Source organism: Cupriavidus basilensis (assembly GCF_000876015.1).
Classification (GTDB): Bacteria; Pseudomonadota; Gammaproteobacteria; order Burkholderiales; family Burkholderiaceae; genus Cupriavidus; species Cupriavidus basilensis_B.
In genome coordinates this window covers 50,165-76,600 of the sequence record NZ_BBQM01000015.1, presented here as the reverse complement: position 1 = coordinate 76,600, position 26,436 = coordinate 50,165, and the positions used below count along the sequence as shown (strand labels likewise).

General features: G+C 70.1%; 20 protein-coding genes. 9 read left to right on the top strand and 11 right to left on the bottom strand.

All coding sequences use genetic code 11. The annotated features are described in order from the left end of the window. Positions 1-63: 63 nt before the first annotated feature. The 3 genes from boxB to KF708C_RS14310 form a co-directional block, all read right to left on the bottom strand. Positions 64-1,491, bottom strand: coding sequence for a benzoyl-CoA 2,3-epoxidase subunit BoxB (gene boxB, locus KF708C_RS14320; RefSeq protein WP_020201772.1), 1,428 nt, complete (start codon positions 1,489-1,491; stop codon positions 64-66). Positions 1,492-1,598: 107 nt separating this feature from the next. Next, positions 1,599-3,257, bottom strand: coding sequence for a 2,3-epoxybenzoyl-CoA dihydrolase (gene boxC, locus KF708C_RS14315; protein ID WP_059412345.1), 1,659 nt, complete (start codon positions 3,255-3,257; stop codon positions 1,599-1,601). A gap of 138 nt (positions 3,258-3,395) precedes the next feature. Next, positions 3,396-4,442 (bottom strand): helix-turn-helix transcriptional regulator, encoded by a 1,047-nt coding sequence (locus KF708C_RS14310; RefSeq protein WP_082079559.1) that lies wholly within the window; start codon positions 4,440-4,442, stop codon positions 3,396-3,398. A gap of 88 nt (positions 4,443-4,530) precedes the next feature. Between KF708C_RS14310 and KF708C_RS14305 the strand changes: the two genes are divergently transcribed. The 3 genes from KF708C_RS14305 to KF708C_RS14295 are packed head-to-tail and all read left to right on the top strand — an operon-like array spanning position 4,531 to position 8,244. Beyond that, positions 4,531-5,010, top strand: a complete 480-nt coding sequence (locus tag KF708C_RS14305) for a DUF4863 family protein (RefSeq protein ID WP_059412344.1) — start codon at positions 4,531-4,533, stop codon at positions 5,008-5,010. A 36-nt stretch (positions 5,011-5,046) separates the two neighbouring features. Then, positions 5,047-6,600, top strand: a complete 1,554-nt coding sequence (locus KF708C_RS14300; RefSeq protein ID WP_059412343.1) for a 3,4-dehydroadipyl-CoA semialdehyde dehydrogenase — start codon at positions 5,047-5,049, stop codon at positions 6,598-6,600. A gap of 39 nt (positions 6,601-6,639) precedes the next feature. Then, positions 6,640-8,244: a benzoate-CoA ligase family protein gene (locus KF708C_RS14295; protein WP_059412342.1), complete on the top strand. Its 1,605-nt coding sequence runs from the start codon at positions 6,640-6,642 to the stop codon at positions 8,242-8,244. Positions 8,245-8,353: 109 nt separating this feature from the next. Here KF708C_RS14295 and KF708C_RS14290 read toward each other — a convergent pair whose 3' ends face one another. Further along, positions 8,354-9,202 (bottom strand): D-amino acid aminotransferase, encoded by an 849-nt coding sequence (locus tag KF708C_RS14290; RefSeq protein WP_059412341.1) that lies wholly within the window; start codon positions 9,200-9,202, stop codon positions 8,354-8,356. A 236-nt stretch (positions 9,203-9,438) separates the two neighbouring features. Here KF708C_RS14290 and KF708C_RS14285 point away from each other — a divergent pair, with 236 nt between their 5' ends. Further along, a complete protein-coding gene (locus KF708C_RS14285) occupies positions 9,439-10,569 on the top strand; it encodes an alkene reductase (protein ID WP_059412340.1) in 1,131 nt (376 codons plus the stop codon). Positions 10,570-10,591: 22 nt separating this feature from the next. After that, positions 10,592-11,584: a TIGR03571 family LLM class oxidoreductase gene (locus KF708C_RS14280; protein ID WP_059412603.1), complete on the top strand. Its 993-nt coding sequence runs from the start codon at positions 10,592-10,594 to the stop codon at positions 11,582-11,584. Positions 11,585-11,605: 21 nt separating this feature from the next. Here KF708C_RS14280 and KF708C_RS14275 read toward each other — a convergent pair whose 3' ends face one another. Next, positions 11,606-12,415, bottom strand: a complete 810-nt coding sequence (locus KF708C_RS14275) for an IclR family transcriptional regulator (protein WP_082079558.1) — start codon at positions 12,413-12,415, stop codon at positions 11,606-11,608. Between the two features lie 357 nt (positions 12,416-12,772). Between KF708C_RS14275 and KF708C_RS14270 the strand changes: the two genes are divergently transcribed. From KF708C_RS14270 to KF708C_RS14260, 3 genes are all read left to right on the top strand, one after another. Further along, on the top strand, positions 12,773-13,828 hold the full coding sequence (locus KF708C_RS14270; RefSeq protein ID WP_059412338.1) for an alcohol dehydrogenase: 1,056 nt from the start codon (positions 12,773-12,775) through the stop codon (positions 13,826-13,828). An 80-nt stretch (positions 13,829-13,908) separates the two neighbouring features. Beyond that, positions 13,909-15,276 (top strand): MFS transporter, encoded by a 1,368-nt coding sequence (locus tag KF708C_RS14265; protein WP_059412337.1) that lies wholly within the window; start codon positions 13,909-13,911, stop codon positions 15,274-15,276. After that, positions 15,273-16,697 (top strand): aldehyde dehydrogenase family protein, encoded by a 1,425-nt coding sequence (locus KF708C_RS14260; protein ID WP_059412336.1) that lies wholly within the window; start codon positions 15,273-15,275, stop codon positions 16,695-16,697. Before KF708C_RS14265 ends, KF708C_RS14260 begins: the two co-directional genes overlap by 4 nt. 158 nt (positions 16,698-16,855) lie before the next feature. On the opposite strand, the gene dkgB is transcribed toward KF708C_RS14260, so the two are convergent. Continuing rightward, on the bottom strand, positions 16,856-17,659 hold the full coding sequence (gene dkgB, locus KF708C_RS14255; protein WP_059412335.1) for a 2,5-didehydrogluconate reductase DkgB: 804 nt from the start codon (positions 17,657-17,659) through the stop codon (positions 16,856-16,858). Between the two features lie 84 nt (positions 17,660-17,743). Then, positions 17,744-18,646, bottom strand: coding sequence for an NAD-dependent epimerase/dehydratase family protein (locus tag KF708C_RS14250; RefSeq protein ID WP_059412334.1), 903 nt, complete (start codon positions 18,644-18,646; stop codon positions 17,744-17,746). Positions 18,647-19,071: 425 nt separating this feature from the next. Between KF708C_RS14250 and KF708C_RS14245 the strand changes: the two genes are divergently transcribed. Then, the gene (locus KF708C_RS14245) at positions 19,072-19,548 is read left to right on the top strand and encodes a helix-turn-helix transcriptional regulator (RefSeq protein WP_059412333.1); all 477 of its coding nucleotides are present in this window, start codon (positions 19,072-19,074) and stop codon (positions 19,546-19,548) included. Between the two features lie 99 nt (positions 19,549-19,647). Here KF708C_RS14245 and KF708C_RS14240 read toward each other — a convergent pair whose 3' ends face one another. From KF708C_RS14240 to KF708C_RS14225, 4 genes are all read right to left on the bottom strand, one after another. Continuing rightward, positions 19,648-22,677 (bottom strand): FAD-binding and (Fe-S)-binding domain-containing protein, encoded by a 3,030-nt coding sequence (locus tag KF708C_RS14240; protein ID WP_059412332.1) that lies wholly within the window; start codon positions 22,675-22,677, stop codon positions 19,648-19,650. Between the two features lie 39 nt (positions 22,678-22,716). Beyond that, on the bottom strand, positions 22,717-23,505 hold the full coding sequence (locus KF708C_RS14235; RefSeq protein ID WP_059412331.1) for a 2-keto-4-pentenoate hydratase: 789 nt from the start codon (positions 23,503-23,505) through the stop codon (positions 22,717-22,719). A 10-nt stretch (positions 23,506-23,515) separates the two neighbouring features. After that, positions 23,516-24,790, bottom strand: a complete 1,275-nt coding sequence (locus KF708C_RS14230; RefSeq protein WP_059412330.1) for an MFS transporter — start codon at positions 24,788-24,790, stop codon at positions 23,516-23,518. Between the two features lie 292 nt (positions 24,791-25,082). Further along, the gene (locus KF708C_RS14225; RefSeq protein WP_020203952.1) at positions 25,083-26,303 is read right to left on the bottom strand and encodes a pyridoxal-phosphate-dependent aminotransferase family protein; all 1,221 of its coding nucleotides are present in this window, start codon (positions 26,301-26,303) and stop codon (positions 25,083-25,085) included. Positions 26,304-26,436: the final 133 nt, after the last annotated feature.

Sequence of the window (26,436 nt, the reverse complement as noted above, 5' to 3'; positions counted from 1 at the left end):
TGGCTTGCGGCGGCAGGCGCGGGGGTCCCTGCCGCAGGTAGCGCCCGCGCGCGGGCGCGGCGCTCAGTTGAAGCGCACGTACTCGAAATCCACCGGCTGGCGGTTGATGCCCATCACCGGCGGCGCGATCCAGTTGGCGAACTTGCCGGGCTCGACCACGCGGCCCATCAGGCTGGACACGAAGGCGCGGTCGCCGTCGCTGGGCAGCCACTGGTCCACGTTGTCGCGCCATTCGGCCTCGGAGACCACGCGGCCGTCCGGCGAGATCTTCACGCCCGAGAGCGCGCCGATGTTGCGGTGGAACGCCTTGTGCGGCACCTTCAGACGGAACGGGATGGCGGCCTTCTCGATGACCTTGTTCCAGCGCTCCACGCCGGCCATGCTGTCCTTGATGTAGTCGTCGCGCAGCACTTCGTTGAGCGCGTTGAGCAGCGGCACTTCCTTCTCCACCAGTTGCCCGCCCACGGCCTGCAGCACCTTGTAGCTCTGGCCCTTGAGCACGTGGTCGTCGGTGCGCTTGCCTTCTTCGTAGCGGCCCTTGAGGCCGGTGCTGTAGAAGGTGGCGGCGTTGCTGGACTCGTCCGCGCCGAACAGGTCGATGGTGACGCTGTAGTGGAAGTTCAGGTAGCGCTGGATGGTCGGCAGGTCGATCACGCCGGCCGCGCGCAGGCGGGCCGGATCGTCGGTCTTGAGCTCGTTCATGACCTGGCAGGTGCGCTGGATCACGCGCGACACGCCGCTCTCGCCCACGAACATGTGGTGCGCTTCCTCGGTCAGCATGAACCTGGTGGTGCGCGCGAGCGGGTCGAAGCTCGATTCGGCCAGCGCGCACAGCTGGAACTTGCCGTCGCGGTCGGTGAAGTAGGTGAACATGAAGAACGACAGCCAGTCGGGGGTCTGCTCGTTGAACGCCTGCAGGATGCGCGGATTGTCCTGCTGGCCGCTGCGGCGCTCCAGCAGCGCCTCGCCTTCCTCGCGGCCGTCGCGGCCGAAGTACTTGTGCAGCAGGTAGACCATCGCCCACAGGTGGCGGCCTTCTTCCACGTTGACCTGGAACAGGTTGCGCAGGTCGTACATGCTCGGCGCGGTCAGGCCGAGGTGGCGCTGCTGCTCGACCGAGGCCGGCTCGGTGTCGCCCTGGGTGACGATGATGCGGCGCAGGTTGGCGCGGTATTCGCCGGGCACGTCCTGCCAGGCGTCCTCGCCCTTGTGGTCGCCGAAGTGGATCTTGCGGTTGGCCTCGGCCGGGTTGAGGAAGATGCCCCAGCGGTAGTCCGGCATCTTCACGTGGCCGAAGTGGGCCCAGCCCTGCGGGTCCACGCTGATGGCGGTGCGCAGGTAGATGTCGAAATTCTGCGAGCCGTCCGGGCCCATGTCGTTCCACCAGCTCAGGTAGTTGGGCTGCCATTGCTCGAGCGCGCGCTGCAGCGTGCGGTCTTCGCTGAGGTTGACGTTGTTGGGGATCTTTTCGCTGTAGTTGATGCCGGACATCATTGTCTCCGTGGCTGGCTGTGCTGCGTTGGCTTGGGTGGAGAAGGATCGGTGCCGGCCGCGGCGCCCCCACCGGGAAACGCGCCGCGCCGCCGGGGGCGTGCGGTCTAGACGCGGTTCCAGTCGAACGCGGCCTTGTCACCCTTGCCGTAGACCTTGAGCGCGCCCTTCTCGCCCACGGCGTTGGGGCGCTGGAAGATCCAGTTCTGCCAGGCGGTGAGCCGGCCGAAGATGCGGGTGAACATGTTCTCGGGGCCGTTGAAGCGCAGGTTGGCTTCCATGCCGGTGAGCGCGTCGGGCGACATGGCGGCGCGCTCCTCCAGCGCGATGCGCACTTCGTCGGTCCAGTCGATGTCGTCGGGGTTGGCGGTGACGAGGCCGAGCGCGTGGGCCGCGTCGGCGTCGAGCGGCTGGCCGGCGCGGGCGCGCACCGCTTCGAGCGCGGGCTGCTCGTCGTAGAAGCGGCGGCCCAGGCGGCTTTGCCCCGTCACCATCGGGTAGAGGCCGAAGTTGGCCTCGGCCACGGTGATCTTCGGCGCGCGCGCCTCGTCGTCGGGCAGCGCGAGGTGGTAGCTGCGGTCGCAGGCCAGCGCCAGTTCGAGGAAGGTGCCGGCGAAGCACGAGCCTGGCTCGATCAGCGCGAACAGGCTGCGCGACGACACGTCCAGGCGCGCCAGCGTGCGGCGCAGCAGGCCGATGGTCTCGCGCACCAGCCAGTGGTCCTTGTGCGCGAGCAGCGTGGCATCCATCGCCAGCACGTCGGCGGCCTCGCCCTCGGTCTTGATCAGCCAGGTGCCGATGTCGAGCTCGTTGGTGCGCATCGACAGGATGGCGTCGTCCAGCTCGCGCGCCAGCTGCAGCGGATACCACGCGGCGCCCGCCTCGGCGATGGCGCCGAGCGTCCGCGGCTGCGTGGCCGACGGCGCCCTGACGATGAAGGTGGCGCGGCGCGCGGCGCGGTCGATCTCCACGCTCACGTGCTCGTAGCGCAGCGCATCGGCGTCCACGCCGCGCCGAAGCGGGGTCAGCGCCACGCCGCGGCCGTCGGCCGGGCGGTCGCTCCGCGCGGCCAGCGCCAGCGCGCGCTCGCGCACTTTCTGCGCGAACACGGCGGGCTTGGCGATGTCGTCGACGAGGCGCCAGTCCTTGGCGCGCTGGCCGCGCACGCCTTCGGTGGTGGTGCAGAAGATGTCGGCGAGATCATGGCGCACGTGGCGCTTGTCGGTCACGCGGGTCAGGCCGCCGGTGCCCGGCAGCACGCCCAGCAGCGGCACCTCCGGCAGGCTCACGGCGGAGGCGCGGTCGTCGACCAGGATGATCTCGTCGCAGGCCAGCGCCAGCTCGTAGCCGCCGCCGGCGCAGGCGCCGTTGACCGCGGCGAGGAATTTCAGGCCGCTGTGCCGCGACGAGTCTTCCAGGCCGTTGCGGGTCTCGTTGGTGAACTTGCAGAAATTCACCTTCCAGGCGTGGCTGCTCACGCCCAGCATGAAGATGTTGGCGCCCGAGCAGAACACGCGGTCCTTGCCGCTCGTGACCACCACGGTGCGCACCTCGGGATGCTCGAAGCGGATGCGGTTGACCGCGTCGTTGAGTTCGATGTCGACGCCGAGGTCGTAGCTGTTGAGCTTGAGCTTGTAGCCGGGGCGCAGGCCGGCGTTCTCGTCGATGTCCACCGCCAGCGTGGCAACGGGGCCGTCGAACGTCAGCTTCAGGTGCTTGTATCGGGACGGGTCGGTCTGGTAATCGACGCGGGGGGCGGTAGTCATGCGGTGTCTCCTCGGCAGCGAAGCACGATAGTGCAGTGATCGGGAATCTGGTGGAACGAAATATAGTTCCCACCAAAACCAACGTCAAGCACTATTGTGCATCTTTTCTGCCGAAGCGCCTGAAACGCCCCTCCGCCGCTAGAGCGGCAACCGCAAGGCCCGCCGCACCACGTCCCGCAGCGCCTGGAACGTCTCCTCCAGCGGCTCGGCGCTGGTGTCCACGCTGAACTCCGCCTTGGAATAGAACGCCGCGCGGCCGGCCAGGATGTGGCGCAGGTCTTCCATCGCCTCCTTGCTGGCGGCCATCGGCCGCAGGTCGCCCTGGGCGCGCACGCGGCTCATATGGTCTTCCGGGTCGGCCTGCAGCCACACCGTGGTGCAGTGGGCCAGCAGCAGGTTGAAGGTGGCCGGGTCGGACACCAGCCCGCCCGGCGTGGCGATCACCGCCTCGGGATAGATCTGGATCGCCTCCTCCAGCGCGCGCCGCTCGTAGCGGCGGTAGGCGTTCATGCCGTACAGGCCCTGGATCTCGGAGATGCTGCAGCCGGCGAACTGCTCGATCTCGCGGCTCAGCTCCACGAACGGAAAGCCGAGGTCCTCGGCCAGCATCGCGCCCAGCGTGGACTTGCCGGCGCCGCGCAGGCCGATCAGCGCCACGCGCGGGCTGCGCGCGGCGTTGCCGCCGCCGGTGCCCAGCATCTCGCCGATGGCGATGCGCACGCGCCGCAGCGTGGCTTCGTCGCGGTGCTCCAGCAGCTCGCGGATTAGCAGCCACTCCGGCGACGAGGTGGAGACGTCGCCCAGCAGCTCCGCCAGCGAGCATTGCAGCGCGCCGGCGACGTGCTGCAGCACGAGGATGGAAGCGTTGCCGCTGCCGTATTCGAGGTTGGCGAGGTGCCGCTCCGACACCCCGGCGGCCAGCGCGGTGGCCTTGCGGGTCAGGCCGCGGCGCGCGCGCAGCTCGCGCACGCGCTCGCCCAGGCCGGCCAGCAGCGTGTTCCGCTCGCCGGCGCTGGCGGCCGCGGAAGCGGCGTCCTGACCGGCGGCGGGCTGTGCGGCCGGCTGCGCACCCGGTTGTGCTGCGCCGGCCTCGCCCTCGTCCAGCGCGGTCTCTTGCTCGATCGGCTGCTGGATCGGCTGCTCGATCGGAGTTAACCCGGTCGCATGCAATATATTGCTTGACATGATTTCTCGTCGGCTCTATGTTTCACACATGCACAATAATGCATGAAGCGTGGGTATGCAACCCGGCTAAGTCTAATGGAGCCCCCAGATGTCCCCAACCGAATTTCATGCGCAGGCATTCCGCGCACGGATCGCGCGGCTGACGGCCGAGATCGCCGGCCGCCCGCTCGATGCCGCCCTCGACGCCTGGCTCAACACCGAACACGGCGCCGGCAGCCCCGCCTACCGCGAACTGAAAGCCGCCTGCGAGACCGGCTTGGCCGAGGGCTGGCTGTGCGACCGCGAAGGCGGCGGCATCCGCTACGGCCGCATCTTCAGGCCGGACGACGAACTGCACGGCTTCTCGGTCGACGTGGTGGACATGCGCGACATCGCCGGGCCGCACCACGTGCATCCCGAAGGCGAGATCGACCTGATCATGCCGCTCGAAGGCGACGCGCGCTTCGACGGCCGCCCGGCCGGCTGGCTGGTCTGCCCGCCGGGCAGCGCGCACCGGCCCACCGTCACGCAGGGCCGCGCGCTGGTGCTCTACCTGCTGCCCGCCGGGCGCATCGAATTCACGCGGTGAATTCGCACTAGATTCACACCACAGGCAACCCGCATCATGACCGAACTGCTTTCCAACCATCTCGGCGGCCGCTGGCAGGCCGGGACCGGTGCCGGCACGGCGCTGCGCGACCCCGTGCTGGGCCACGAACTGGTGCACGTGGACGCCGCCGGGCTCGACCTCGCCGCCGGCTTCGCCTTCGCCCGCGAACAGGGCGGCGCGGCCCTGCGCGCGCTCGACTACCGCGAGCGCGCCGCCCTGCTCGGCGCCGTCTCCAGGGTGCTGCAGGCCAACCGCGACGCCTATTACGACATCGCCACCGCCAACAGCGGCACGGTGCGCAACGATTCGGCGGTGGACATCGACGGCGGCATCTTCACGCTCGGCACCTACGCGAAGCTCGGCGACGGGCTCGGCGCGCGCCGCTTCCTGCTGGACGGCGAGGCCGCGCGCCTGGGCAAGGAGCCGCTGTTCCAGTCGCAGCACGTGCTCGCGCCCACGCGCGGCGTGGCGCTGCTGATCAACGCCTTCAACTTCCCCGCCTGGGGGCTGTGGGAGAAAGCCGCGCCCGCGCTGCTCTCGGGCGTGCCGGTCATCGTCAAGCCCGCCACGGCCACGGCATGGCTGACGCAGCGCATGGTGCGCGACGTGATCGAGGCCGGCATCCTGCCGCCCGGCGCGCTGTCCGTGGTGTGCGGCAGCGCGGCCGGCCTGCTCGACCAGTTGCAGCCGTTCGACGTGGTGTCCTTCACCGGCTCGGCCGACACCGCCGCGCTGATCCGCTCGCATGCGGCGGTCACGCGGCGCTCGGTGCGCGTCAACATCGAGGCCGACAGCGTCAACTCGGCGCTGCTGCTGCCGGGCGAAGCCGCCGGCGGCGAGGCGTTCGACCTGCTGGTGCGCGAGGCCGCGCGCGAGATGACGGTCAAGTCCGGGCAGAAATGCACCGCCATCCGCCGCATCTTCGTGCCCGCGGCGCTGTACGGCGCCGCCGCCGAGGCCATCGGCGCGCGCCTGCGCAAGACCACCGTGGGCAACCCGCGCCACGACGCGGTGCGCATGGGCGCGCTGGTCAGCCGCGCGCAGCTGGACACGGTGCGCGAGGGGCTGGCTTACCTGCGCGAACAGGCCGAAGTGCTGCACGACGGCGCCACGCACGCGCTGGTCGACGCCGACCCGGCCGTGGCCTGCTGCGTCGGCCCCACGCTGCTGGGCGTGCGCGATGCCGATGGCGCCGACGGCGCCGACCGCGTGCACGACACCGAGGTGTTCGGCCCGGTGGCCACGCTGGTGCCCTACCGCGACGCCGCCCATGCGCTGGCGCTGGTGCGGCGCGGGCAAGGCTCGCTGGTGGCCTCGCTGTACGGCAGCGACGCCGCCGCGCTGGCCGCCGCCGCCGTCGCGCTGGCCGACAGCCACGGCCGCGTCCACGTGGTCTCGCCCGAAGTGGGCCAGTCGCACACCGGCCACGGCAACGTCATGCCGCAGTCGCTGCACGGCGGCCCGGGCCGCGCCGGCGGCGGCGAGGAACTGGGCGGGCTGCGGGCGCTGAACTTCTATCACCGGCGCAGCGCCGTGCAGGCCGGCACCGGCGTGCTGGCGCAACTGTAGGCCGGGCGCACGACCCGCCACCCACCAGGGGAGACAAGCATGACCATCGACACGCCCGCGCAGCCGCCGGGCACACCCTTCAATTTCGCCGCGCACCTGATCGCCCGCAACGCGCGGCGCGCCGGCAAGACCGCCTATATCGACGACCGCGGCAGCCTCAGCTACGGCGCGCTGGCCGAGCGCGTGCGCCGCCTGGCCGCCGCGCTGCAGGACTGCGGCATCCACCGCGAAGAGCGCGTGCTGCTGCTGATGCACGACTGCAACGACTGGCCGGTGTCCTTCCTCGGCGCCATGTACGCCGGCATCGTGCCGGTGGCGGTCAACACGCTGCTCACCGCCGACGACTACGCCTACATGCTGGAACACAGCCGCGCCCAGGCGGTGCTGGTGTCGGCCGCGCTGCTGCCGGTGCTGCGCCAGGCGATGGCGCAGGGCGGCCACGAAGTGAAAGAGGTCATCGTCTCGCACCCGGACGGCGCGCCCGCCAATGACGCCAATGATGCCGCCGACGCCGACTACGCCGGCACCGTCGCGCTCGACGCACTGCTCGCGCGCCACGCGCCGCTGGCCGCGCCCGCCGGCACCGGCCCCGACGACCCCGGCTTCTGGCTCTATTCGTCCGGCTCCACCGGCCGCCCCAAGGGCGTGCTGCACAGCCAGGCCAACCCGTACTGGACCGCGCAACTGTACGCCGGCCCCATCCTCGGCCTGCATGAAAACGACGTCTGCTTCTCCGCCGCCAAGCTGTACTTCGCCTACGGGCTCGGCAACGGCCTGAGCTTCCCCCTGAGCGTGGGCGCCACCGTGGTGCTGATGGCCGAGCGGCCCACGCCCGAAGCCACCTTCCGGCGCTGGCTGGAACACCGGCCCACGGTCTTCTTCGGCGCGCCGACCGGCTATGCCGGCATGCTCGCCTCGCCGGCCCTGCCCGCGCGCGGCGCGGTCGCGCTGCGCCTGTGCTCGTCCGCCGGCGAAGCGCTGCCCGCCGAGCTCGGCGAGCGCTTCACCGCCCACTTCGGCTGCGAGATCATCGACGGCATCGGCTCCACCGAGATGCTGCACATCTTCCTCTCCAACCGCCCCGGCCAGGTGCGCTACGGCACCACCGGCTGGCCGGTGCCCGGCTACGCGGTCGAGCTGCGCGACGAGGAAGGCCGCCCGGTGCCCGACGGCGAAGTCGGCGACCTCTACATCCAGGGGCCGAGTGCCGCGCTGATGTACTGGGGCAACCGCGAGAAATCGCGCGAGACCTTCCGCGGCGGCTGGACCAAGAGCGGCGACAAGTACGTGCGCAACCCCGACGGCAGCTACTGCTACGCCGGGCGCAGCGACGACATGCTCAAGGTCAGCGGCATCTACGTCTCGCCGTTCGAGGTGGAAGCCACGCTGGCCCAGCACCCGGCCGTGCTCGAGGCGGCCGTGATCGGCGTGCCCGACGCCGCCGGCCTGACCAGGACCAAGGCCTTCATCGTGCTCAAGCCCGGCGCGCGGGCCGGCGAGGCCGAGCTCAAGGCCTTCGTCAAGGAACGCCTGGCGCCCTACAAGTACCCGCGCGTGATCGAGTTCGTGCCCGCGCTGCCCAAGACCGCCACCGGCAAGATCCAGCGCTTCCGGCTGCGCGAGCTGGAAGGCGCGCCGGCCTGACGCCGGGTCGCGCAAAGCGCCACGATGGCCGCATGCCTGCCGACGGTCTGCTCCCCTCTCCCATGCAATGGGAGAGGGGAGCAGACCCGCAGTCATTCCGCGGCGCGCCTCACGCCGCCGCCTTCGCCTCCTGGTACGCCGCATACAGCCGCTTGAACACCGGCCCCGGCACGCCCGCGCCGATGGTCTTGCCGTCGATGGCCACCACCGGCAGCACTTCCTTGCTGGCCGAGGTCAGCAGCACCTCGTCGGCCGCGAACACTTCCTCGCGCGCGATGCGGCGCGCTTCCAGCGAAATGTCCAGCCTGGCGCAGAGCTCCTCCATCCAGCCGTAGCGGATGCCTTCCAGGATCAGGTTGTCCTTGGGCGGCGCGCTGACGCGGCCCTGCGTGACGATCCACACGTTGGACGAGGACGCCTCGGTCAGGAAGCCGTCGCGGAACTGGATGCTCTCGGTGACGCCATGCTCGGCCGCGTTCTGCGCCGCCAGCACGTTGCCCAGCAGCGAGGTGGACTTGATCTGGCAATGGAGCCAGCGCTTGTCTTCCTGCGTCACGCACACCACGCCCTGCTCGCGCATCTGCGCCGACGGCGGCGTCATCGGGTTGGTCATGATCAGCACCGTCGGCGTCACCTCCCTGGGGAAGGCATGGGCGCGCCGCGCCACGCCGCGCGTGACCTGGATGTAGACCATCTGGTCGGACAGCCCGTTGGCCTTGACCACGCGGTCGATCAGCGCCATCCATTCGGCCTCCGTATGCGGATTGGGAATGCCGATGGTTTCCTGGCTGCGCGCCAGCCGCGCCAGGTGCTGCGGCAGGCGGAACGGCCGGCCGCCGTAGATGGGCACGACTTCGTACACGCCGTCGCCGAAGATGAAGCCGCGGTCCAGCACGGGGACGCGGGCTTCGGACAGGGGCGTGAGTTCGCCGTTGAGGTAGACGATGTCTTCGTTCATGGTTGGCAGGGGTCTCGGGGCAGCGGTGGAAGGGAATGCGGCATTCTTCCACAAGCCGCGGCGGCGGCTCATGCAAATTAAGCATGACGCGCGGGCGGCCTCTGTGCCTGCCGCCGCACCCGCGCGGGCGCGCCTTCCTTGATCGCGCGGCAAGAATCATTTGCCTGCCACGGGGTTTTTGCCGGAGCCGGCCGCCCCGACAATCGCTTCATCCACCCATCCGAAGCGAGGCAACCATGCTGTTCACCCCCTACACCCTTGGCGACATCACCACGCAGAACCGCATCGTGATGCCCCCGATGACCCGCTCGCGCGCCGCCGCCGGCGACGTCGCCACCGACCTGATGGCCGAGTACTACGCCCAGCGCGCCAGCGCCGGCCTGATCATCTCCGAAGGCACGCAGATCAGCCGGCAGGGCCAGGGCTACGCCTGGACGCCCGGCATCTACACCGGGGAGCAGGTGCGCGGCTGGCGCAAGATCACCGACGCGGTGCACGCCGCCGGCGGCCGGATCTTCGCGCAGCTGTGGCACGTGGGCCGCGTCTCGCACACCTCGCTGCAGCCGGGCAACGCCGCGCCGGTATCGTCGTCGGCGCTGGTCGCCGAGGGCGTGAAGGTGTTCGTCGACGCCAGCGGCCAGGGCCCGCAGGGCGGCGTGGGCGAGATGGTCCAGCACTCCGCGCCGCGCGCGCTGTCGATCGACGAGATCCCCGGCATCGTGGCCGACTACGCCCGCGCCGCGCGCAATGCGCTGGAAGCCGGCTTCGACGGCGTGGAGCTGCACGGCGCCAACGGCTACCTCATCAACCAGTTCATCGACTCGCAGGCCAACGCCCGCACCGACGCCTACGGCGGCTCGCTGGCCAACCGCCTGCGCTTCCTCAAGGAAGTGGCGCAGGCCGTGACCGACGTGGTCGGCAAGGACCGCATCGGCGTGCGCCTGGCGCCGCTGACCACGCTGCAGGGCGCGGTCGACGACACGCCCGAAGCCACCTACCTCGCCGCCGCACACGCGCTCGGCCAGATCGGCGTGGGCTACATCCACATCGCCGAGGCCGACTGGGAAGACGCGCCCGTGATGCCCGCCGCCTTCAAGGAAGCGCTGCGCGCGATCTACCCCGGCACGCTGATCTACTCCGGCAACTACACCAAGCCGCGCGCCGAGGAAGCGCTCGCCCGGGGCTGGGCCGACCTGATCGGCTTCGGCCGCCCGTTCATCGCCAACCCGGACCTGCCGTATCGCCTGCGCCACGACCTGCCGCTCAACACCGGCGACCGCGCCAGATACTTCGGCGGCGCCGAGGCCGGCTACACGGACTATCCGCGGCACGCCAGCAACACCGGCGCGCAAGCCGATGCCGCCTGATCCCGCCGCCAAGGAGACCGCCATGCCCGGCGCACTGGACAAACTGACCGCCGGCGGCTTCAGCGTCGGCGTGGAACTGCCGCTGGACAACGACTGGTCGCCCGCCGGCGAAGCCGCCCGGCGCGCATCCGGCCGCCTGCCCGGCGAACCCGACATGGCGCGCCACGGCGAACTGGCCCGGCTGGCCGACCGGCTCGGCTTCCGCGCGCTGTGGGTGCGCGACGTGCCGCTCTACGACCCGCAGTTCGGCGACGCCGCGCAGGTGTTCGAGACCTTCAGCTACCTCGGCTACCTCGCCGGCGTGACCGGGCGCATCCTGCTCGGCACCGCCGCCGTGGTGCTGCCGCTGCGCGAGCCGATGCTGACGCTCAAGTCCGCCGCCACGGTGAACCGGCTCAGCAACGGCAGGCTGCTGCTCGGCGTGGCCAGCGGCGACCGCCCGGTCGAATACCCGGTCTTCGGCCGCGACTTCGCGCGCCGCGGCGAAACCTTCCGCGAGCACGTGGCGCTGCTGCGCGACGCCGGCGCGTCGCGCCTGCCCGAAGGCGTGCGCATGCTGCCGCGCCCGGAGCAACCGCTGCCGCTGCTGGTGGCCGGGCTGGCCCAGCAAGCGCCCGCCTGGGCCGGCGAGCACATGGACGGCTGGCTGGCCTACCCCGGCACGCCCGAGGACCACGCGCGCCGCAGCGCCATGTGGCGCGGCGCCGCCGGCGCCAAGCCCTACATCAGCTTCATCCACCTCGACCTGCTGGCCGACCCCGACGCGCCGATCCGCCGCCACCGCTTCGGCGCGGCGGTCGGCCGCAACGGGCTGATCGAAGAACTGCGCGCCATGCGCGCGGCCGGCGCCGCGCACATCGCCCTGCACTTCCGCCGCAGCCAGCGGCCGGTCGGCGAAGCGATGGAGGAAATCGCGGCGCATGTGCTGCCGCATTTTCATGGTGAGGCGGTGGCGGCTCAGGCTCCAGCATGCATCGCGGAGACCGTGCCCCATGAGATGCGCGTGGTGGCGTAGCCGCGGCGCGCGGACCGCTCGTCACCCGGTCCGCGCCCCCGCCTGACCGAACAGCGCGGCCTGCGCCTGCGCGCAAGCCGCGCCGATGCAGCGCCCGAGTTCGTGCAAGGCGTCGTCGGCAAGCTGTCCGCTGAACGTGTGGGTACTGACCGCCAGCGCTGGCCGGCCGTGCGCATCCGCTATCGCCGCGGCGACCGAGACCACGCTCTTGATCAGCACGCCGGCATCCACCGCGTAACCACGCTGGCGCGCTTCGTCGATCTCCGCGAGATAGCGCTCGAATGGCATCGGCGTATTCCAGCGGATGCCCGCGAAGGCTTCCCGCAGCCGGTCGGGGGACACCTGGCCGGCAGCCGCGGCCGCGCGCCCGATCGCGCCGGCGTACAGCGGAATCCGCATCGCGCTGCGGAACTCGATATGCACGCCGAGCTCCGGCTTCAATCGATCGAGCAGCAGGAAGCGCGGCGAATCTCCCCTTGAATCCCGTGGTGGAGCGCGCTGCGAATCCACCACCCGCCATACGCTGACGGTGGCCTCGAACTGGTTCGCGATGCGCTGCAGTCCCGGGCGCAACAATTCCACCTCCGTCTTCCCCAGCATGACCCGCGCCAGTTCCAGCAGGCCGAGATCGAGGCCATAGGTCTTGGTGGCCGGCTCGAAGGCAACCAGCCGCTCTTTCACCAGGGTCCTCAGGATGTTCAGCGCGGTCGACGGATTCAGCGCGGCGATGCGCGCGATGGCGGTCACGCCCAGCGGCTGCCGCGTATCCGACAACACCCGCAGGATCGATGCCGCCTGTATTACCGCGCCAACGTCTTTGCCTGCTTCCATTGCGTTCTCCGGTCAAGGCTCGAATGGCCCGATAGCCGGTCACTCTACACAAACAAATTCCTATTATTTACAGCAAACAAAGCCTTTGAAAAATCATGAAAAATTAGTCGGCAATTCATTTAATCGGCGAACAACAAATTCATGGTATTTCCCTACGGTGAATATCATTGACCATAGAAAACCTTGGGTATAACTTGTTAGTCAACCGGCACGCATAAGGCGACCACTTTCGCCAGACACCGCCGACCCGGCCCCCTGCCGCGCCGCATGCCCCGGCCGGCCACAAACCCGTCGAATCCACCCGCCCCCGGCGGCGCGCTGCACGCGAGCCACCGGCGGCCTCATGCTGCCCGCGACATGATCAGCTACGACATCGTTACCTTTGGCGAGGCGCTCGTCCGCCATGAACGGTCCACTCCGGTCCCCACCGGCGACGAGATCCTGCTCAGGATCTCGGCGGCGGGCGTATGCCATACCGACGTCCATACCCGTTCGGGCGCATACGACCTCGGCGGCGGCAAGGCCCTGCGCATGGCGGATCGCGGCATCCGCCTGCCGCTCACGCCCGGCCACGAAATCGTGGGCGAAGCCGTGGCGGCGGGGGAGCACGTGGACCCGGCCATGCTCGGCAAGCCATATCTGGTCTATCCGTGGATCGGCTGCGGGACCTGCGCACCGTGCCAGGACGGCCGCGACAACATGTGCGCCCAGCCGCGTTCGCTGGGCGTCTTCCGCTCCGGCGGCTACAGCGACCATGTGATCGTGCCCGCCTCGCGCTTCCTCGTCGACATCGCCGGGCTGACCCCCGAGTCGGCCGCGCCGCTCGCGTGTTCCGGGCTGACGACCTACAGCGCGCTGCGGAAGCTCGACGCGCAAACGCTGGGCGCGACCTCGCTGGTCGTGATCGGCGCCGGCGGCCTCGGCCTGATGTGCGTGCGCCTGGCCCGGGCAATGGGCGGCGCGGGCACCATCGCCGTCGACATCAACGCGGACCGGCGCCAGGCCGCCGCGCTGGCCGGCGCGCGCGCCTGCTTCGACCCGGCGCAGGCCGGCGTGGCCGAGCGCATCCGCGCAGCCGCCGGCGGGCCGATCCTGGCCGTCGTCGACCTGGTCGGCTCGGCCCGGAGCACCGCGCTTGCCCTCGACCTGCTGGCCAGGGGCGGCAAGCTGCTGCTGGTAGGCCTGGCCGGCGGCGAACTGACCCTGTCCTTGCCACTGCTGCCGCTGCGCGCGCTTTCCCTCGAAGGCTGTTATGTCGGCACCTTGCAGGAGCTGCGCGACCTCGTCGCGCTGGTGCGCAGCGTGGAGATGGCGCCGATGCCGACCACCTGCCGGCACCTTCACGAAGCCAACGACGCGCTCGACGACCTGGAAGCCGGGAACGTCGTCGGACGAATCGTACTGCGCCCCTAGGCCAGGCATCCGGCCTGGCCGGCATCCAACCGCGGCGGCCACCGCACCGCCGCGTCCAACCACACAAGGAGACGGGTTCAATGGATATGACTGCCCCCGAACAGACGCAGCAGCGCTCGGCCGAGGACGCCACCTACCGGAAAATCACCGCCAGGCTGCTTCCCATCCTGCTGCTGTGCTATCTCACGGCGTATCTCGACCGCATCAACATCGGCTTCGCGCAGACCGCCATGAGCGAGGACCTCGGTTTTTCCGCCGCCGTGTACGGCTTCGGCAGCGGCATCCTGTTCATCGGCTACCTGCTGTTCGAGGTGCCAAGCAACTATGTGCTCGAGCGCATCGGCGCCAGGAAGACGCTGGCCCGCATCGCGCTGCTGTGGGGCATGATCTCCTCGTGCATGATGTTCGTACAGACGCCGATGCAGTTCTACGTCATGCGGTTCCTGCTGGGCGTGGCGGAAGCCGGCTTCTTTCCGGGCGTGATTCTCTACCTGACCTACTGGTATCCCGCCGGGCGCCACGCCAGGATCGTCGCGCTGTTCATGACGCCGATCGCGTTCGCGGGCTTCATCGGCGGGCCGCTGTCGGGGTGGATCATGCAGAACATGGCGGGGCTCAACGGATGGAAGTCCTGGCAGTGGATGTTCCTCATCGAAGGCCTGCCGTCCATCGTCATGGCGGTGGTCGTGATGCTGTTCCTGGTGGACCGGCCCGACGATGCCAAATGGCTGACGGCCGGGGAGAAGCGCATCGTCAGGCGGGCGGTGGAGACCGGGCGCGCCGGAAGCAGGTCCGGCTTCAACGAGACACTGGCCGCGCTGCTCAAGGACGCGAAGCTCTATCCGCTGCTGTTCGTCTACTTCGCGCTGGTCTGCGGCGTGGTCACTACCGCGAGCTGGATTCCGGCCTTGCTCAAGACCGTGTTCCCCGCCGGCACGCCGCAGCAGCTCGGCCTGCTCACGGCCATCCCCTATGCGCTCGGCGGCATCGGCATGGTCTGGATCGGCCGCCGCTCGGACCGCACCGGCGAGCGGCGCTGGCATTGCACGCTGTCGGTCCTCGCCGGCGGCGCCGGCATCGCGGGGCTGGGCTGGAACACGGACAGCCTGGCGCTCGCGGTCGCGGCCATGTCGGTCGCGTCGGTCGGCATCTTTGCCGGCTTCCCCACCTTCTGGGCAGCCGCCACCCATCATCTCGACGAAGCGAAGGCCGCGTCCGGCATCGCGCTCATCAGCTCGGTGGGGCTGATCGGCGGCTTCATCAGCCCGATCGTGATCGGCACGCTGCGGACCACCACCGGCAGCTTCAGCGGCGGGTTGTACGCCGTGGCGGCGGTGCTGCTGGCCGGCGGCGCGACCATCTTCGCCACGCTGGCCGCGCCGCGCGCGCGTGGCGCCATCCTCGCGGACGGCCCCGGCCGCTCGCTGGAGCCGGGCAACCACCCATGAACCTGTTCGCGCACTTCAGCATGACCATCGGCGGCGCGCCGGTCCTGGCCGCCGATACCCTGCCCGTCATCGACCCGGCGACCTGGCAGCGCGTCGGCGACGCGCCGCGCGCCACGCGGGCGCATCTCGACCACGCGGTCGCCGCGGCACGCGGCGCCTGCGCGGACTGGAGCGCGGCTTCCCTGCAAGAGCGCCAATGCCTGCTCAGGCAGCTGGCGGCCAGAGTCAAGGCCCGCGAAGACGACTTCGCCCGCCTGCTCACGCTGGAGCAAGGCAAGCCGCTCCATGCCGCGCGCGGGTCCTGCTACGAGGTGCGCAGCGTCCAGGCGTGGCTGGAGGCTGTCGCGCGCATGTCGCCCGCAGCCGAGGTGCTGCTCGACACCGCGCAGCGGCGCGTCGAAGTCCGCCGCGAGCCGCTCGGCGTGGTCGGCGCCATCGCGCCGTGGAATTTCCCGATGACGCTGGCGGTCTGGAAGATCGCGCCGGCGCTGCTTACCGGCAACACGCTGGTCCTGAAGCCCTCGCCGTTCACGCCGCTGACCATGCTGAAGTTCGGAGAGCTGGCCCGCGGCATATTGCCGCCCGGCGTTCTCAACGTGGTCAGCGGCGGCGACGAGCTCGGCCCCTGGATGACCGCGCACGCCGGCATCGACAAGATCGCATTCACCGGCTCCACGCAGACGGGCAAGGCCATCCTGCGCGCCGCTGCCGACACCATGAAGCGCGTGACGCTGGAGATGGGCGGCAACGATGCGGCCATCGTCATGGACGACGTCGACATCGATGCCGTGGTGCCGAGACTGTTCTGGGGCGCGTTCGCGAACAACGCGCAGTTCTGCCTGGCCATCAAGCGGCTGTACGTGCACGAGCGCATCTACGACCGCCTCACCGCCGCCTTCGTCGCCTTCGCCAGGACCGTGAGAGCCGGCAACGGCCTGGACCCCGGCGTACAGCTCGGTCCGGTGCAGAACCGGCGGCAATACGATCGTCTGGTCGAGCTGATCGCATCGTCGAAGGCGCGCGGCGACACCTTCCTGCTCGGCGGAGACATCCCCGCGGGGCCGGGCTATTTCGTGCCGGTGACGATCATCGGCAACCCGGCCGACGATGCCCGCGTCGTCGTCGAAGAAGCATTCGGCCCGGTGCTGCCCATCCTCCGGTTTGCCAGCATCGACGAAGTCGTGCGGCGCGCCAACGACTCCGACTACGGGCTGGGCGCATCGGTCTGGTGCGCCGACCCCGCGACGGCGAGCAAGATTGCGGCGCGCCTGGAAGCGGGCACCGTCTGGATCAACACGATCCATGTGCTGTCGCCAGACTATGTCTTCGGCGGCTACAAGCAATCGGCCTTCGGCAGGGAAAATGGCATGGAAGGACTGCTGGAGTACACCAATACGAAGACGGTGGTGACGGACTTCTGAGCCCCCGGCCATCGTCACGTATCGGACGTCGGCGGCGGATCGGACGCGGTTCGGTCGGCCATCCGGCAGTCAGGGCTTTTCGCGGCGACAAGAAACCCGGTCATCCGACCGGGCTTCAGGCTGCATGCAACCCCCGACTTGCCAACGGGTTGCTCCCCTCAATCCCAGACCGGCGCCAGCCCCTCCGGACTGGTCAAGCGCCCGCCGCGATCCAGCGCGGCGATGGCGGCCATGTCCGCATCGTTCAGCCGCACGGCCAGCGCGCCGAGGTTGCTTTCGAGGTTGGCGCGCCTGGTGGACGACGGAATCACCGCATAACCGAGCTGCATGGCCCAGGCCAGCACCACCTGCGCGGGCGTGGCGGACAGGCGCGCGGCGATCCGCCCGATCACCGGGTCCTGCAGCACGCTGCCGTAGCCGAGCGTCATGTAGGACGTGATGTGGATGCCCTGGCTGCGGGCGAACTCGGCCACCTTGCGGTTCTGCAGGAACGGATGCAGCTCGATCTGGTTGGTGGCGATCGCGCCGGCGCCAACGGCGTCGATGGCCTCGCGCATCAGCGCGATGGTGAAGTTGGACACGCCGATCTGCCGCGTGAGGCCCTGCTCGCGGGCCTCGGCCAGCGCGCCCATGAACTCGGCCACCGGCACCGCGCCGCCGGGCGAGGGCCAGTGGATCAGGGTCAGGTCGACGTGGTCGGTGCGCAGCTTGGCGAGGCTGTCCTTGAGGCTGGGCACCAGCTTGCCGCGCGAGAGGTTCTCGATCCAGATCTTGGTGGTGAGGAACAGGTCGGCGCGGGCCACGCCGCTGGCGGCGATGGCCGTGCCGACTTCGGCTTCGTTGCCGTAGATCTGCGCGGTGTCGATGGCGCGGTAGCCAACCTCGAGGCCGTTGCGCACGGAGTCGATGGCGGCCTGGCCTTGCAGGCGGAAAGTGCCGAGGCCGAGTGCGGGAATGCTCATGTTCGTTCCTTTGTCAGGTAAGTGGCGGCCGGGGCTGACGGCGGCCCGGCCGGAGATCGGGGGGTGGCGGGCAAGCGCGCTGGCTCAGTCCACCGGCATGTCGTGTTCGATCCAGCCGGTGACGGAGTCGTGCGCGGGCCGCCAGCCGAGCTCGGTGCGCGCGCGGCGGGCGCGCACGCGGCTGTTGGAGCCGAAGGAATAGCGCGCGGCGCCCTCGCCCCACACCGGCGCGGCCTGCGCCACGGTCCAGGACTGCGCCGGGCCGAGCCCGAGGCGGCGCGCGATGGCGGCGCCGATCTCGGCGTAGGACGCCTCGCCGTTCTCGACGAAGTAGAAGGCGCCGGCCGGCGCGTGCTCCAGCGCCCGCGCGTAGAGCGCCACCACGTCGGCGATGTGCACGTTGGACCAGCGGTTCACGCCGCTGCCGACGATGCGCACCACCCCGCTCTCGCGGGCCTGCGCCACCAGCGGCGGGATCTGCACGCTGTCGGCGTGCAGCCCGGCGCCGGTGCCGTAGATCATGCTGTTGCACAGCACGATGCCGCGCACGCCGTCGGCGGCCGCGGCCAGCACCATCTCGTCGATGGCGTGGCGGGCCTGCTTGTCCGCTTCCACCACCAGCGGCGTGTCTTCGTCGAAGATGCGCGCGGACAGCACGTCGCCGCCCACGTCGTCGCCGATCACGCTGGAGCCGCTGGTGTGCAGGAAGGGCTTGCCGCTGCCGCGCAGGCCGGCCAGCAGCGCCTCCACGGCGCCGCGGTGGTCGCTGCTGGCGGTGTTGATGACGGCGTCGGCCTGCGCGGCCTCGCGCGTCAGCAGGGCCGCGTCGTCGAGCGTGCCGGCCACCGGCACGATGCCGAGGCGGACCAGCGCGTCGGCCTGGGCCGGGTTGCGCACGAGACCGCGCACGGTGTGGCCGTCGGCCAGCAGCCGCGCCGCGACCGAACCGCCGATGAAGCCGGCGGCGCCGGTGATGAAGATCTGCATGGGAAACTCCTCATGCCGGGCAAGCCCCGGCTTTTGCACATGGCAGGAGTATCCGGGCAAGCCGCGGCGGGAAACACCCGCCGCCGCGCAGAAGAGACTTGACCGCGGCGCAAGAATCGCCGGGCCGCGCGCGCCTGGCCGAGCCTCAGCCGGCACCGACGGAAACGCGCAGCGGTCTCGCCATGCGGGCAGCGGCGCGAGCGCGTCAAACCCGGTGGGGCAGACCTCGGAGCCGGCCCGGAAATGCAATGACGCGCGAAACCTGCCAAGCTGCCGGCAGGTGGCACGGCCAAGCGTTACAACCTTTAAGCTGTATCTCTTGATTACAGCTTATATAATGTTCTTTTCAAGAAATACACTTCATAGACTGTATTTTTGAAAAACAGCCTATACTCTGTATTCAAGGCACGCACCGGAAGACCGCCGTGAACTACCCGATCCAGACCGTCGACCAGCTGGCACCCACGCTCAAGGCCTTCCGCCGCGCGGCCGGCATGACGCAGGCCGAGCTGGCGGCTCGGCTCGGCATCACGCAGCAGACCTATGCGCGCCTCGAGGCAAATCCGCAGGTAGTCAGCCTCGCGCGCTTTCTGCGCGTGCTGTCGGTGCTCGGCGTCCAGATGACGCTCGGGGCGGAAGACGCGACAACCCAACGGCAGAGCCCGACCAACACCTGGTTTTCCGGCGACCAGTCCTCCCCCCCTGCGGCCAGGCACGTGCAGGAGGCCGCCGCCCGGTACGCAGCGCCCACGGCCACCCGCAAGCAACCCGAGGCCGGCGCATCCGCCTCCGCGAAACGCCCGGCCGCCACGAAACGCAAACCGGCCAGGCAGGATTCGGACAGCGCGCCTGAACAGTCCAAGCAGCCCAAGCCTGTCGTCTCCAGGCGCGAGCAATGGTAGGCATGGCGCGCGCACCGCGTCACCGCCGCCTGCACCTGTGGATGAACGGTCTGCCGGTCGCTGGGACAAATTTGCCCGGGCACGCCCCCGCCTCGCGCCTCAGCTCTGCCTGAGCGCCATCGCCAGCACCCGCGCCACGTGCAGCGCCTCGGCCTGCGCGCCGTCGTGGATCTGGTGGCGGCAACTGGTGCCGTCGGCCACCACCAGCGCGTCCGCCGCGCGCTTGCGCACCGCGGGCAGCAGCGAGAGTTCGGCCATCGCCGTGGAGGCGTCGTAATGCTCGGCCTCGTAGCCGAAGCTGCCCGCCATGCCGCAGCATGACGATTCGACCGGCGACACCTTGAGGCCGGGAATCCAGCCGAGCACGGTCTGCACCGGCGTGAAGGCATCGAACGCTTTCTGGTGGCAGTGGCCGTGCACTACCGCCTCGCTGGCCGGCAGCGCGCCGAGGTCGAGCGCGAGCCGCCCCGCGCGGTGCTCGCGCACGAGGAATTCCTCGAACAGGAAGGCTTGCGACGCCAGCTTCGCGGCTTCCTCGCCATAGCCGTAGCCGAGGAACTCGTCGCGCAGCGACAGCAGGCAGGACGGCTCCAGCCCGACCACCGGCACGCCGCGCTCCACGTAGGGCTTGAGCGTGTCCAGCAGGCGCCGCGCTTCCGCCTTGGCCTCGTCCACCAGCCCGGCGGCGAGGAAGGTGCGGCCGCAGCACAGCGGACGCTCGCCCGCGCGGACGTTGAAATGCACGGTGTAGCCCGCGGCTTCCAGCACCTGCTGCGCCGCGCGCGCGTTGTCCGGCTCCATGTAGTTGTTGAAGGTGTCGACGAACAGCAGGACTTCGCGCGCGGGCGCGTCCTTGCCCCCGGTGCTTGTCGTCCGCGCCGTCGACAGGAACGAAGTCCGCAAGCGCGGCAGCGAGCGCTGCGGCGCGAAGCCGAGCGCGCGCTTGACCAGGCCGGAGATGCCGGGAATGCCATCGGCCAGCGCGAGCAGCGGCGCCAGCCGGCTGGCCAGCGGCGCGTAGCGCGGCATGTACGCCACCATGCGCTCGCGCAGGCTGGTGCCGTGCCGCCGCGACCACGCCTGGCGCGCTTCGATCTTGAAGCGCGCCATGTCGATGCCGGTCGGGCAGTCGCGCTTGCAGCCCTTGCACGACACGCACAGGTCCAGCGCTTCCTTGACCTCGGCGCTGGCCAGGCCGTCGTCGCCGAGCTGGCCGGAGACCGCCAGCCGCAGCGTGTTGGCGCGCCCGCGCGTGACGTGCTGCTCGTCGCGCGTGACGCGGTAGCTCGGGCACATGGTGCCCGCGTCGAACTTGCGGCAATGGCCGTTGTTGTTGCACATCTCCACCGCGGCCGCCAGCCCGCCGGCGCGGTCGGTGCCGGTGCCGGGCGCGCTCTCGGCGCCGGTGAGCGGGTCGCGCGTGACGTTCCATGCCGACCAGTCGAGCGCGGGCGTGAGCGGCAGCGCCGCGTAGCCGGGCGCGAAGCGGAAGTTCTCGCGCGCGTCCATGCGCGGCGGGCGCACGATCTTGTCCGGGTTGAAGCGGTTGTCCGGGTCGAACAGCGCCTTGATCTCGCCGAACGCGGCGTTGATGCGCGGGCCGTACTGCCACGCCACCCATTCGCCGCGGCACAGGCCGTCGCCGTGCTCGCCGGAGTACGCGCCCTTGTACTCGCGCACCAGCGCCGCAGCCTCCTCGGCGATCTCGCGCATGCGCACCGCGCCGTCGCGGCGCATGTCCAGGATGGGCCGCACGTGCAGCGTGCCCACGCTGGCGTGGGCATACCAGGTGCCTTCGGTCTCGTGCTTGTGGAACACCTCGGTGAGCCGGCGGGTGTATTCGGCCAGGTGTTCCAGCGGCACCGCGCAGTCCTCGATGAAGGAGACCGGCTTGCCGTCGCCCTTCATGCTCATCATGATGTTCAGACCGGCCTTGCGCACGTCCCACAGCGCCTTCTGCGCGCCCGCTTCCGGCATCTTCACCACCGCGCCGGGCAAGCCCAGGTCGCCCATCAGCTCGGCCAGCGCGTCGAGCCGGGCCAGCAGCGCGGCGTGCTCCTCGCCGGCGAACTCGACCAGCAGGATGGCCTGCGGGTCGCCGCTCAGCGCCCGCTCGATGACGGGGCGGAAGGCGGGGTTCTCCATCGACAGGTCGATCATGGTGCGGTCGACCAGCTCCACCGCCACCGGCCCGAGCTTGACGATGTGCCGGGTCATGTCCATCGCCTGGTAGAACGTGGGGAAGTTCACCACGCCCAGCACCTTGTGCGCCGGCAGCGGCGCCAGCTTGAGCGTCAACTGGCGGCTGTAGGCCAGCGTGCCCTCGGAGCCGACCAGGATGTGCGACAGGTTGGCGTGGCCGTCGTCGGTGTAGGCGCGCGGATTCTGGCAATCGAAGATGTCGATGTTGTAGCCCGCCACGCGGCGCAGCACCTTGGGCATACGCTCGGCGATCTCGCCGCGCTCGCGCGTGGCGATGCGGCGCAGGTCCGCCAGGATGCCCGCCACGCGGCCGCCTTCGGCCGCATGCGCGAGCGAGCCGAAATGGCACTGGCTGCCGTCGGCCAGGATGGCGTCGATGGCCAGCACGTTGTGGACCATGTTGCCGTACTCGATCGAGCGCGAGCCGCATGAGTTGTTGCCGGCCATGCCGCCGATGGTGCACTGCGCCCCGGTGGAGACGTCCACCGGGAACCACAAGCCGTGCGGCTTGAGCCACGCATTGAGGTGGTCCAGCACGATGCCCGGCTCCACCGTGACGGTGCGCGCCGCGGCGTCGAAGTCCACCACGTTGTTGAGCCACTTGCTGTTGTCGATCACCAGCGCCTCGCCCACGGTCTGGCCGCACTGGCTGGTGCCGGCGCCGCGCGCCAGCACCGGCAGCCGTTCCTCGCGCGCGATCTCCAGCGCCGCCAGCAGGTCGGCCTGGTCGCGCGGCACCACCACGCCGAGCGGCGTGATCTGGTAGATCGAGGCATCGGTGGCGTAGCGGCCGCGGCTGGCGCGGTCGAACAGCACGTCGCCGCGCAGCGCCTTGCGCAGCCGCGCCGACAGCGGCGAGGCCGCGCCGCGTTGCGGCGGCACGAGGTGGACCGGCTTGACCAGCAGGGAGGAAGGCGTGGGGTTCATGGCGTTTTTTTGTCGAGGCTTGTGGAATCCGGCGCCCGGCTAGCCGAGCGTGAGTGCGACCGGCGGCAGCCCGGCGATGGTGCCCAGCGCCACGCCGGCCTGCGCCGGGAAATGCATGCCGGTGTAGGAGCCGGTCGTGACCAGCGTGCCATGGCCGAGCGTGATGCCGCGCGCCGTGCAGTGGTTCACCAGCCACGGCAGCAGGCGGCGCGGATCGCCGGCGGGATTGGCCGGCGCGCCGGCGACCACGTCCACCCCGGCGCCGCCGAAGGTGAAGGACAGCGCGGGATGCAGGAACGGGTAACCGGGCTGGTAGCGCACGCAGTCGCCGACCACCAGCGCGCCGTGGTTCTGCAGGTCGGCCAGCTGCGCGAGCTTGTCCACCGCGGGCCACTCGCGGTAGCGGCTGGCCACCACTTCGATGGCGGCGGCCATGTATTCGATGCCGTCCAGCACTTCCTCGTCGGCATAGGGCGCGGCGCGGGGCGCGAAGACCCGCCCGAAGCGGAACGCGATCTCCAGCTCCAGGCCGGGCCGGCGGAAGCTGCCCGACTTCAACGCGGCGGGGCTGGCATGCACGCAGTCGGCCGGCAGCGGCGCGCCCTGGACCGGCCCGGTGGCGGACTTCGCGCCGACCTTCCAGCCGCCGATGCCGGCGCCGCGCTGCCGCAGCACTTCGGCCTGCACGGCGTAGGCCGCGTCGGCGTCCCGCGGCAGCAGCGCGGCCGGCAGATCGGCGAAGCGAAGACCGTCGCCGCCGGCGCGCGCGAGCAGGCGGGCCAGTTCCTGCTGCGGTTGGGGATGAAGTTGGGGATCGGAATGACGCATGGCGGGATGCTCAGGCATGCAGGTGCGTGGGACTGGCCGCGCCGGCGGCATCGGCTTCGAACTTGCTCTCGGGCTGCATGCGGAAGGCCAGCACCACGCCGACGCCCATCAGCAGCATGCTGCCGATGAAGGGCAGTTCCCAGCTGCCGAAGCGGTCGATCAGGTAGCCCGACAGCACCGGCGAGATGATCGCCGCCAGCGCCGAGCCGGTGTTCATCATGCCGCTGGCGGTGCCGGAGTATTCCGGCGCGATGTCCATCGGGATCGCCCACATCGGGCCGATGGTCATCTCGGCGAAGAAGAAGCCGGCGGACAGGCAGGCCATCGAGACATAGAGCTGGTGCGTGAACAGCATGGGCAGCAGCGAGATCATGGTCAGCAGCATGCAGACCGCCACCATCCAGCTGCGCGCGCGCTTCAGGCTGCCGGTGCGCTCGTAGAGCTTGTCGGTCACCACGCCGCCGAGCGTGTCGCCGAGCACGCCGGCGAAGAACACGGCGGAGGCGAACACCGCCGACTTCTTCAGGTCGAGGTCGTAGCTATGCAGGAAGTACTGCGGAATCCAGCTCAGGAACAGCCACAGCGTCCAGCCGTAGCAGAAGTAGACGACCGTCACCGGCGCCATGCGCCGGAACAGGCGGCGCCACGGCACGTTGGGCGACTTGCTGCGCGCCGCCGGCAGGGTCTCGAGCTCGGCCGGCGTGATGCGCGGATGGTCCTTGGGCTGCTCGGTGAAGGTCAGCGCCCACAGCGCCACCCAGACCAGGCTGATCGCGCCGCAGAGGTAGAACGATTCGCGCCAGCCGTAGACCGCCATGATGGCGACCACCGCCGCCGGCGCCACCGCGTTGCCGACGCGCGCGCAGGCGTGGGTGATGCCCTGGGCGAAGCCGCGCTTGTCCTTGGGCACCCAGCGCGCCATCGCGGCGGTGGCGGCGGGAAAGGTCGCGCCTTCGCCGAGGCCCAGCAGCAGGCGCGCGGCCAGCAGCGAGACCAGCCCGCCGGCCATGCCGGTGAGCAGCGTGGCGATGGCCCACAGCACGCCGCACGCGATCAGCGTGCGGCGCGCGCCGAAGCGGTCGCTGACCCAGCCGCCGATGATCTGGAACACGAGGTAGGGATAGGCGAAGGCGGAGAACACCAGGCCGATCTCGGTCTTGTTGAGATGGAACTCCTGGCCGAAGCCGGCCGCGGCGGTGCTGACGTTGACGCGGTCCAGGTAGGTGATGAAATACATGATGCACAACATCACCAGCACGATGCTGGTGGCACGAAAGCGCTTCATTGCTTGTCTCCGGTCTTTTTTTGCCTGCCCGGCGCCCGCCTGGGCCTCGGCTTTGCATCTCTTGTGCGTTTCCTGTGCCGGGCCCGCTCTGCGGCGGGCTTGCGCGCGCGCGGCAGGCGGCGGTGCTGCGATCGGCAACACCGCTCCCTGGCCTCGCCCGCGCGGGTGAAGCCATGCCTGTGCGTACTGCTGTCCGGCTGTTTGCTGCTATGCGCCGCTATTTGCCGCCATTTGCCGCCGAGCGCCGCCACTGCGCGGGAAGGCCGCGGCGGCGCGGCCTTCCCTGTGAAACTCAGGCCGCCGCCTTGAGCGCCGGCTTGTCCTCCAGCGAAACCAGGTAGTCCATCGCCGCGGCCACGCCGCTGGCGGCCACCGGCACGCCCGAGAGCTTCAGCCCCATCTCGCAGCCGGCCAGCGTGGCCATCAGGGTCAGGTCGTTGCAGTCGCCGAGATGGCCGATGCGGAACATCCTGCCGCGCATCTTGCCCAGCGCCTGGCCCAGCGACATGTCGAAGCGTTCGTAGATGCGCTTGCGCACGGCGTCGGCGTCGACGCCCTCGGGCATCATCACGCCGGTCAGCACCGGGCTGTAGACCGCCGGATCGGCGCACTGGATCTCCAGGCCCCAGGCCCGCACCGCGCGGCGGGTGGCCTCGGCCAGCCGCTGGTGGCGCGCGAACACGTGGTCCAGGCCTTCTTCCAGGATCATGTCGAGCGCCTCGGACAAGCCGTAGAGCAGGTTGGTGTTGGGGGTGTACGGCCAGTAGCCGTTCTTGTTGGCCTCGAGGATCTCGTCCCAGCCCCAGAACGCGCGCGGCAGCCGGGCCTGCCTGCCGGCCGCGATGGCCTTGGCCGAGAGCGCGTTGAAGCTGATGCCGGGCGGCAGCATCAAGCCCTTCTGCGAGCCCGACACGGTCACGTCCACGCCCCATTCGTCATGGCGGTAGTCCGCCGAGGCCAGGCCGGAGATGGTGTCCACCAGCAGCAGCGCCGGATGGCCGGCCGCGTCGATGGCACGGCGCACCGCGGCGATGTCCGAAGTCACGCCGGTGGAGGTCTCGTTGTGCACCACGCACACCGCCTTGATGGCATGGCCGCCGTCGGCGCGCAGGCGCGCCTCGATCATGTCGGCGCGCACCCCGTGGCGCCAGCCCTCGATGCCGGGCAGGCCGATGAATTCCGGCTTCAGGCCGAGCGCCTCGGCCATCTTCTTCCACAGCGTGGCGAAGTGGCCGGTCTCGAACATCAGCACGGCGTCGCCGGGGCTCAGCGTGTTGGTCAGCGCGGCTTCCCAGGCGCCGGTGCCGGAGGCCGGATAGATGATGACCGGCTGCTCCGTCTTGAAGATCTTCTTGATGTCGGCCAGCACCTTGCGGCCCAGCGCGCCGAACTCGGGCCCGCGGTGATCGATGGTCGGGTAGCTCATCGCGCGCAGGATGCGGTCCGGCACCGGGCTCGGCCCCGGGATCTGCAGGAAGTGGCGGCCGGCGGGGTGGAAATCGAGCTTGATCATGGGCAGTGCCTCCTTTATTTGAATCATGAATTTTGAATTCAAAATACTTTAGCAACGAAACGGCCCCGATCCAAGGACGGAATCGCCGCCGCGGCTCGGTGTTTACCCGCGAGGCGCTTGCGGCCAATGAGAT

Bases quoted from the DNA above. Each gene is read 5' to 3' on its own strand.
- boxB (WP_020201772.1), bottom strand. From the start codon at position 1,491: ATGTCCGGCATCAACTACAGCGAAAAGATCCCCAACAACGTCAACCTC.
- boxC (WP_059412345.1), bottom strand. From the start codon at position 3,257: ATGACTACCGCCCCCCGCGTCGATTACCAGACCGACCCGTCCCGATAC.
- KF708C_RS14310 (WP_082079559.1), bottom strand. From the start codon at position 4,442: ATGTCAAGCAATATATTGCATGCGACCGGGTTAACTCCGATCGAGCAG.
- KF708C_RS14305 (WP_059412344.1), top strand. From the start codon at position 4,531: ATGTCCCCAACCGAATTTCATGCGCAGGCATTCCGCGCACGGATCGCG.
- KF708C_RS14300 (WP_059412343.1), top strand. From the start codon at position 5,047: ATGACCGAACTGCTTTCCAACCATCTCGGCGGCCGCTGGCAGGCCGGG.
- KF708C_RS14295 (WP_059412342.1), top strand. From the start codon at position 6,640: ATGACCATCGACACGCCCGCGCAGCCGCCGGGCACACCCTTCAATTTC.
- KF708C_RS14290 (WP_059412341.1), bottom strand. From the start codon at position 9,202: ATGAACGAAGACATCGTCTACCTCAACGGCGAACTCACGCCCCTGTCC.
- KF708C_RS14285 (WP_059412340.1), top strand. From the start codon at position 9,439: ATGCTGTTCACCCCCTACACCCTTGGCGACATCACCACGCAGAACCGC.
- KF708C_RS14280 (WP_059412603.1), top strand. From the start codon at position 10,592: ATGCCCGGCGCACTGGACAAACTGACCGCCGGCGGCTTCAGCGTCGGC.
- KF708C_RS14275 (WP_082079558.1), bottom strand. From the start codon at position 12,415: ATGGAAGCAGGCAAAGACGTTGGCGCGGTAATACAGGCGGCATCGATC.
- KF708C_RS14270 (WP_059412338.1), top strand. From the start codon at position 12,773: ATGATCAGCTACGACATCGTTACCTTTGGCGAGGCGCTCGTCCGCCAT.
- KF708C_RS14265 (WP_059412337.1), top strand. From the start codon at position 13,909: ATGGATATGACTGCCCCCGAACAGACGCAGCAGCGCTCGGCCGAGGAC.
- KF708C_RS14260 (WP_059412336.1), top strand. From the start codon at position 15,273: ATGAACCTGTTCGCGCACTTCAGCATGACCATCGGCGGCGCGCCGGTC.
- dkgB (WP_059412335.1), bottom strand. From the start codon at position 17,659: ATGAGCATTCCCGCACTCGGCCTCGGCACTTTCCGCCTGCAAGGCCAG.
- KF708C_RS14250 (WP_059412334.1), bottom strand. From the start codon at position 18,646: ATGCAGATCTTCATCACCGGCGCCGCCGGCTTCATCGGCGGTTCGGTC.
- KF708C_RS14240 (WP_059412332.1), bottom strand. From the start codon at position 22,677: ATGAACCCCACGCCTTCCTCCCTGCTGGTCAAGCCGGTCCACCTCGTG.
- KF708C_RS14235 (WP_059412331.1), bottom strand. From the start codon at position 23,505: ATGCGTCATTCCGATCCCCAACTTCATCCCCAACCGCAGCAGGAACTG.
- KF708C_RS14230 (WP_059412330.1), bottom strand. From the start codon at position 24,790: ATGAAGCGCTTTCGTGCCACCAGCATCGTGCTGGTGATGTTGTGCATC.
- KF708C_RS14225 (WP_020203952.1), bottom strand. From the start codon at position 26,303: ATGATCAAGCTCGATTTCCACCCCGCCGGCCGCCACTTCCTGCAGATC.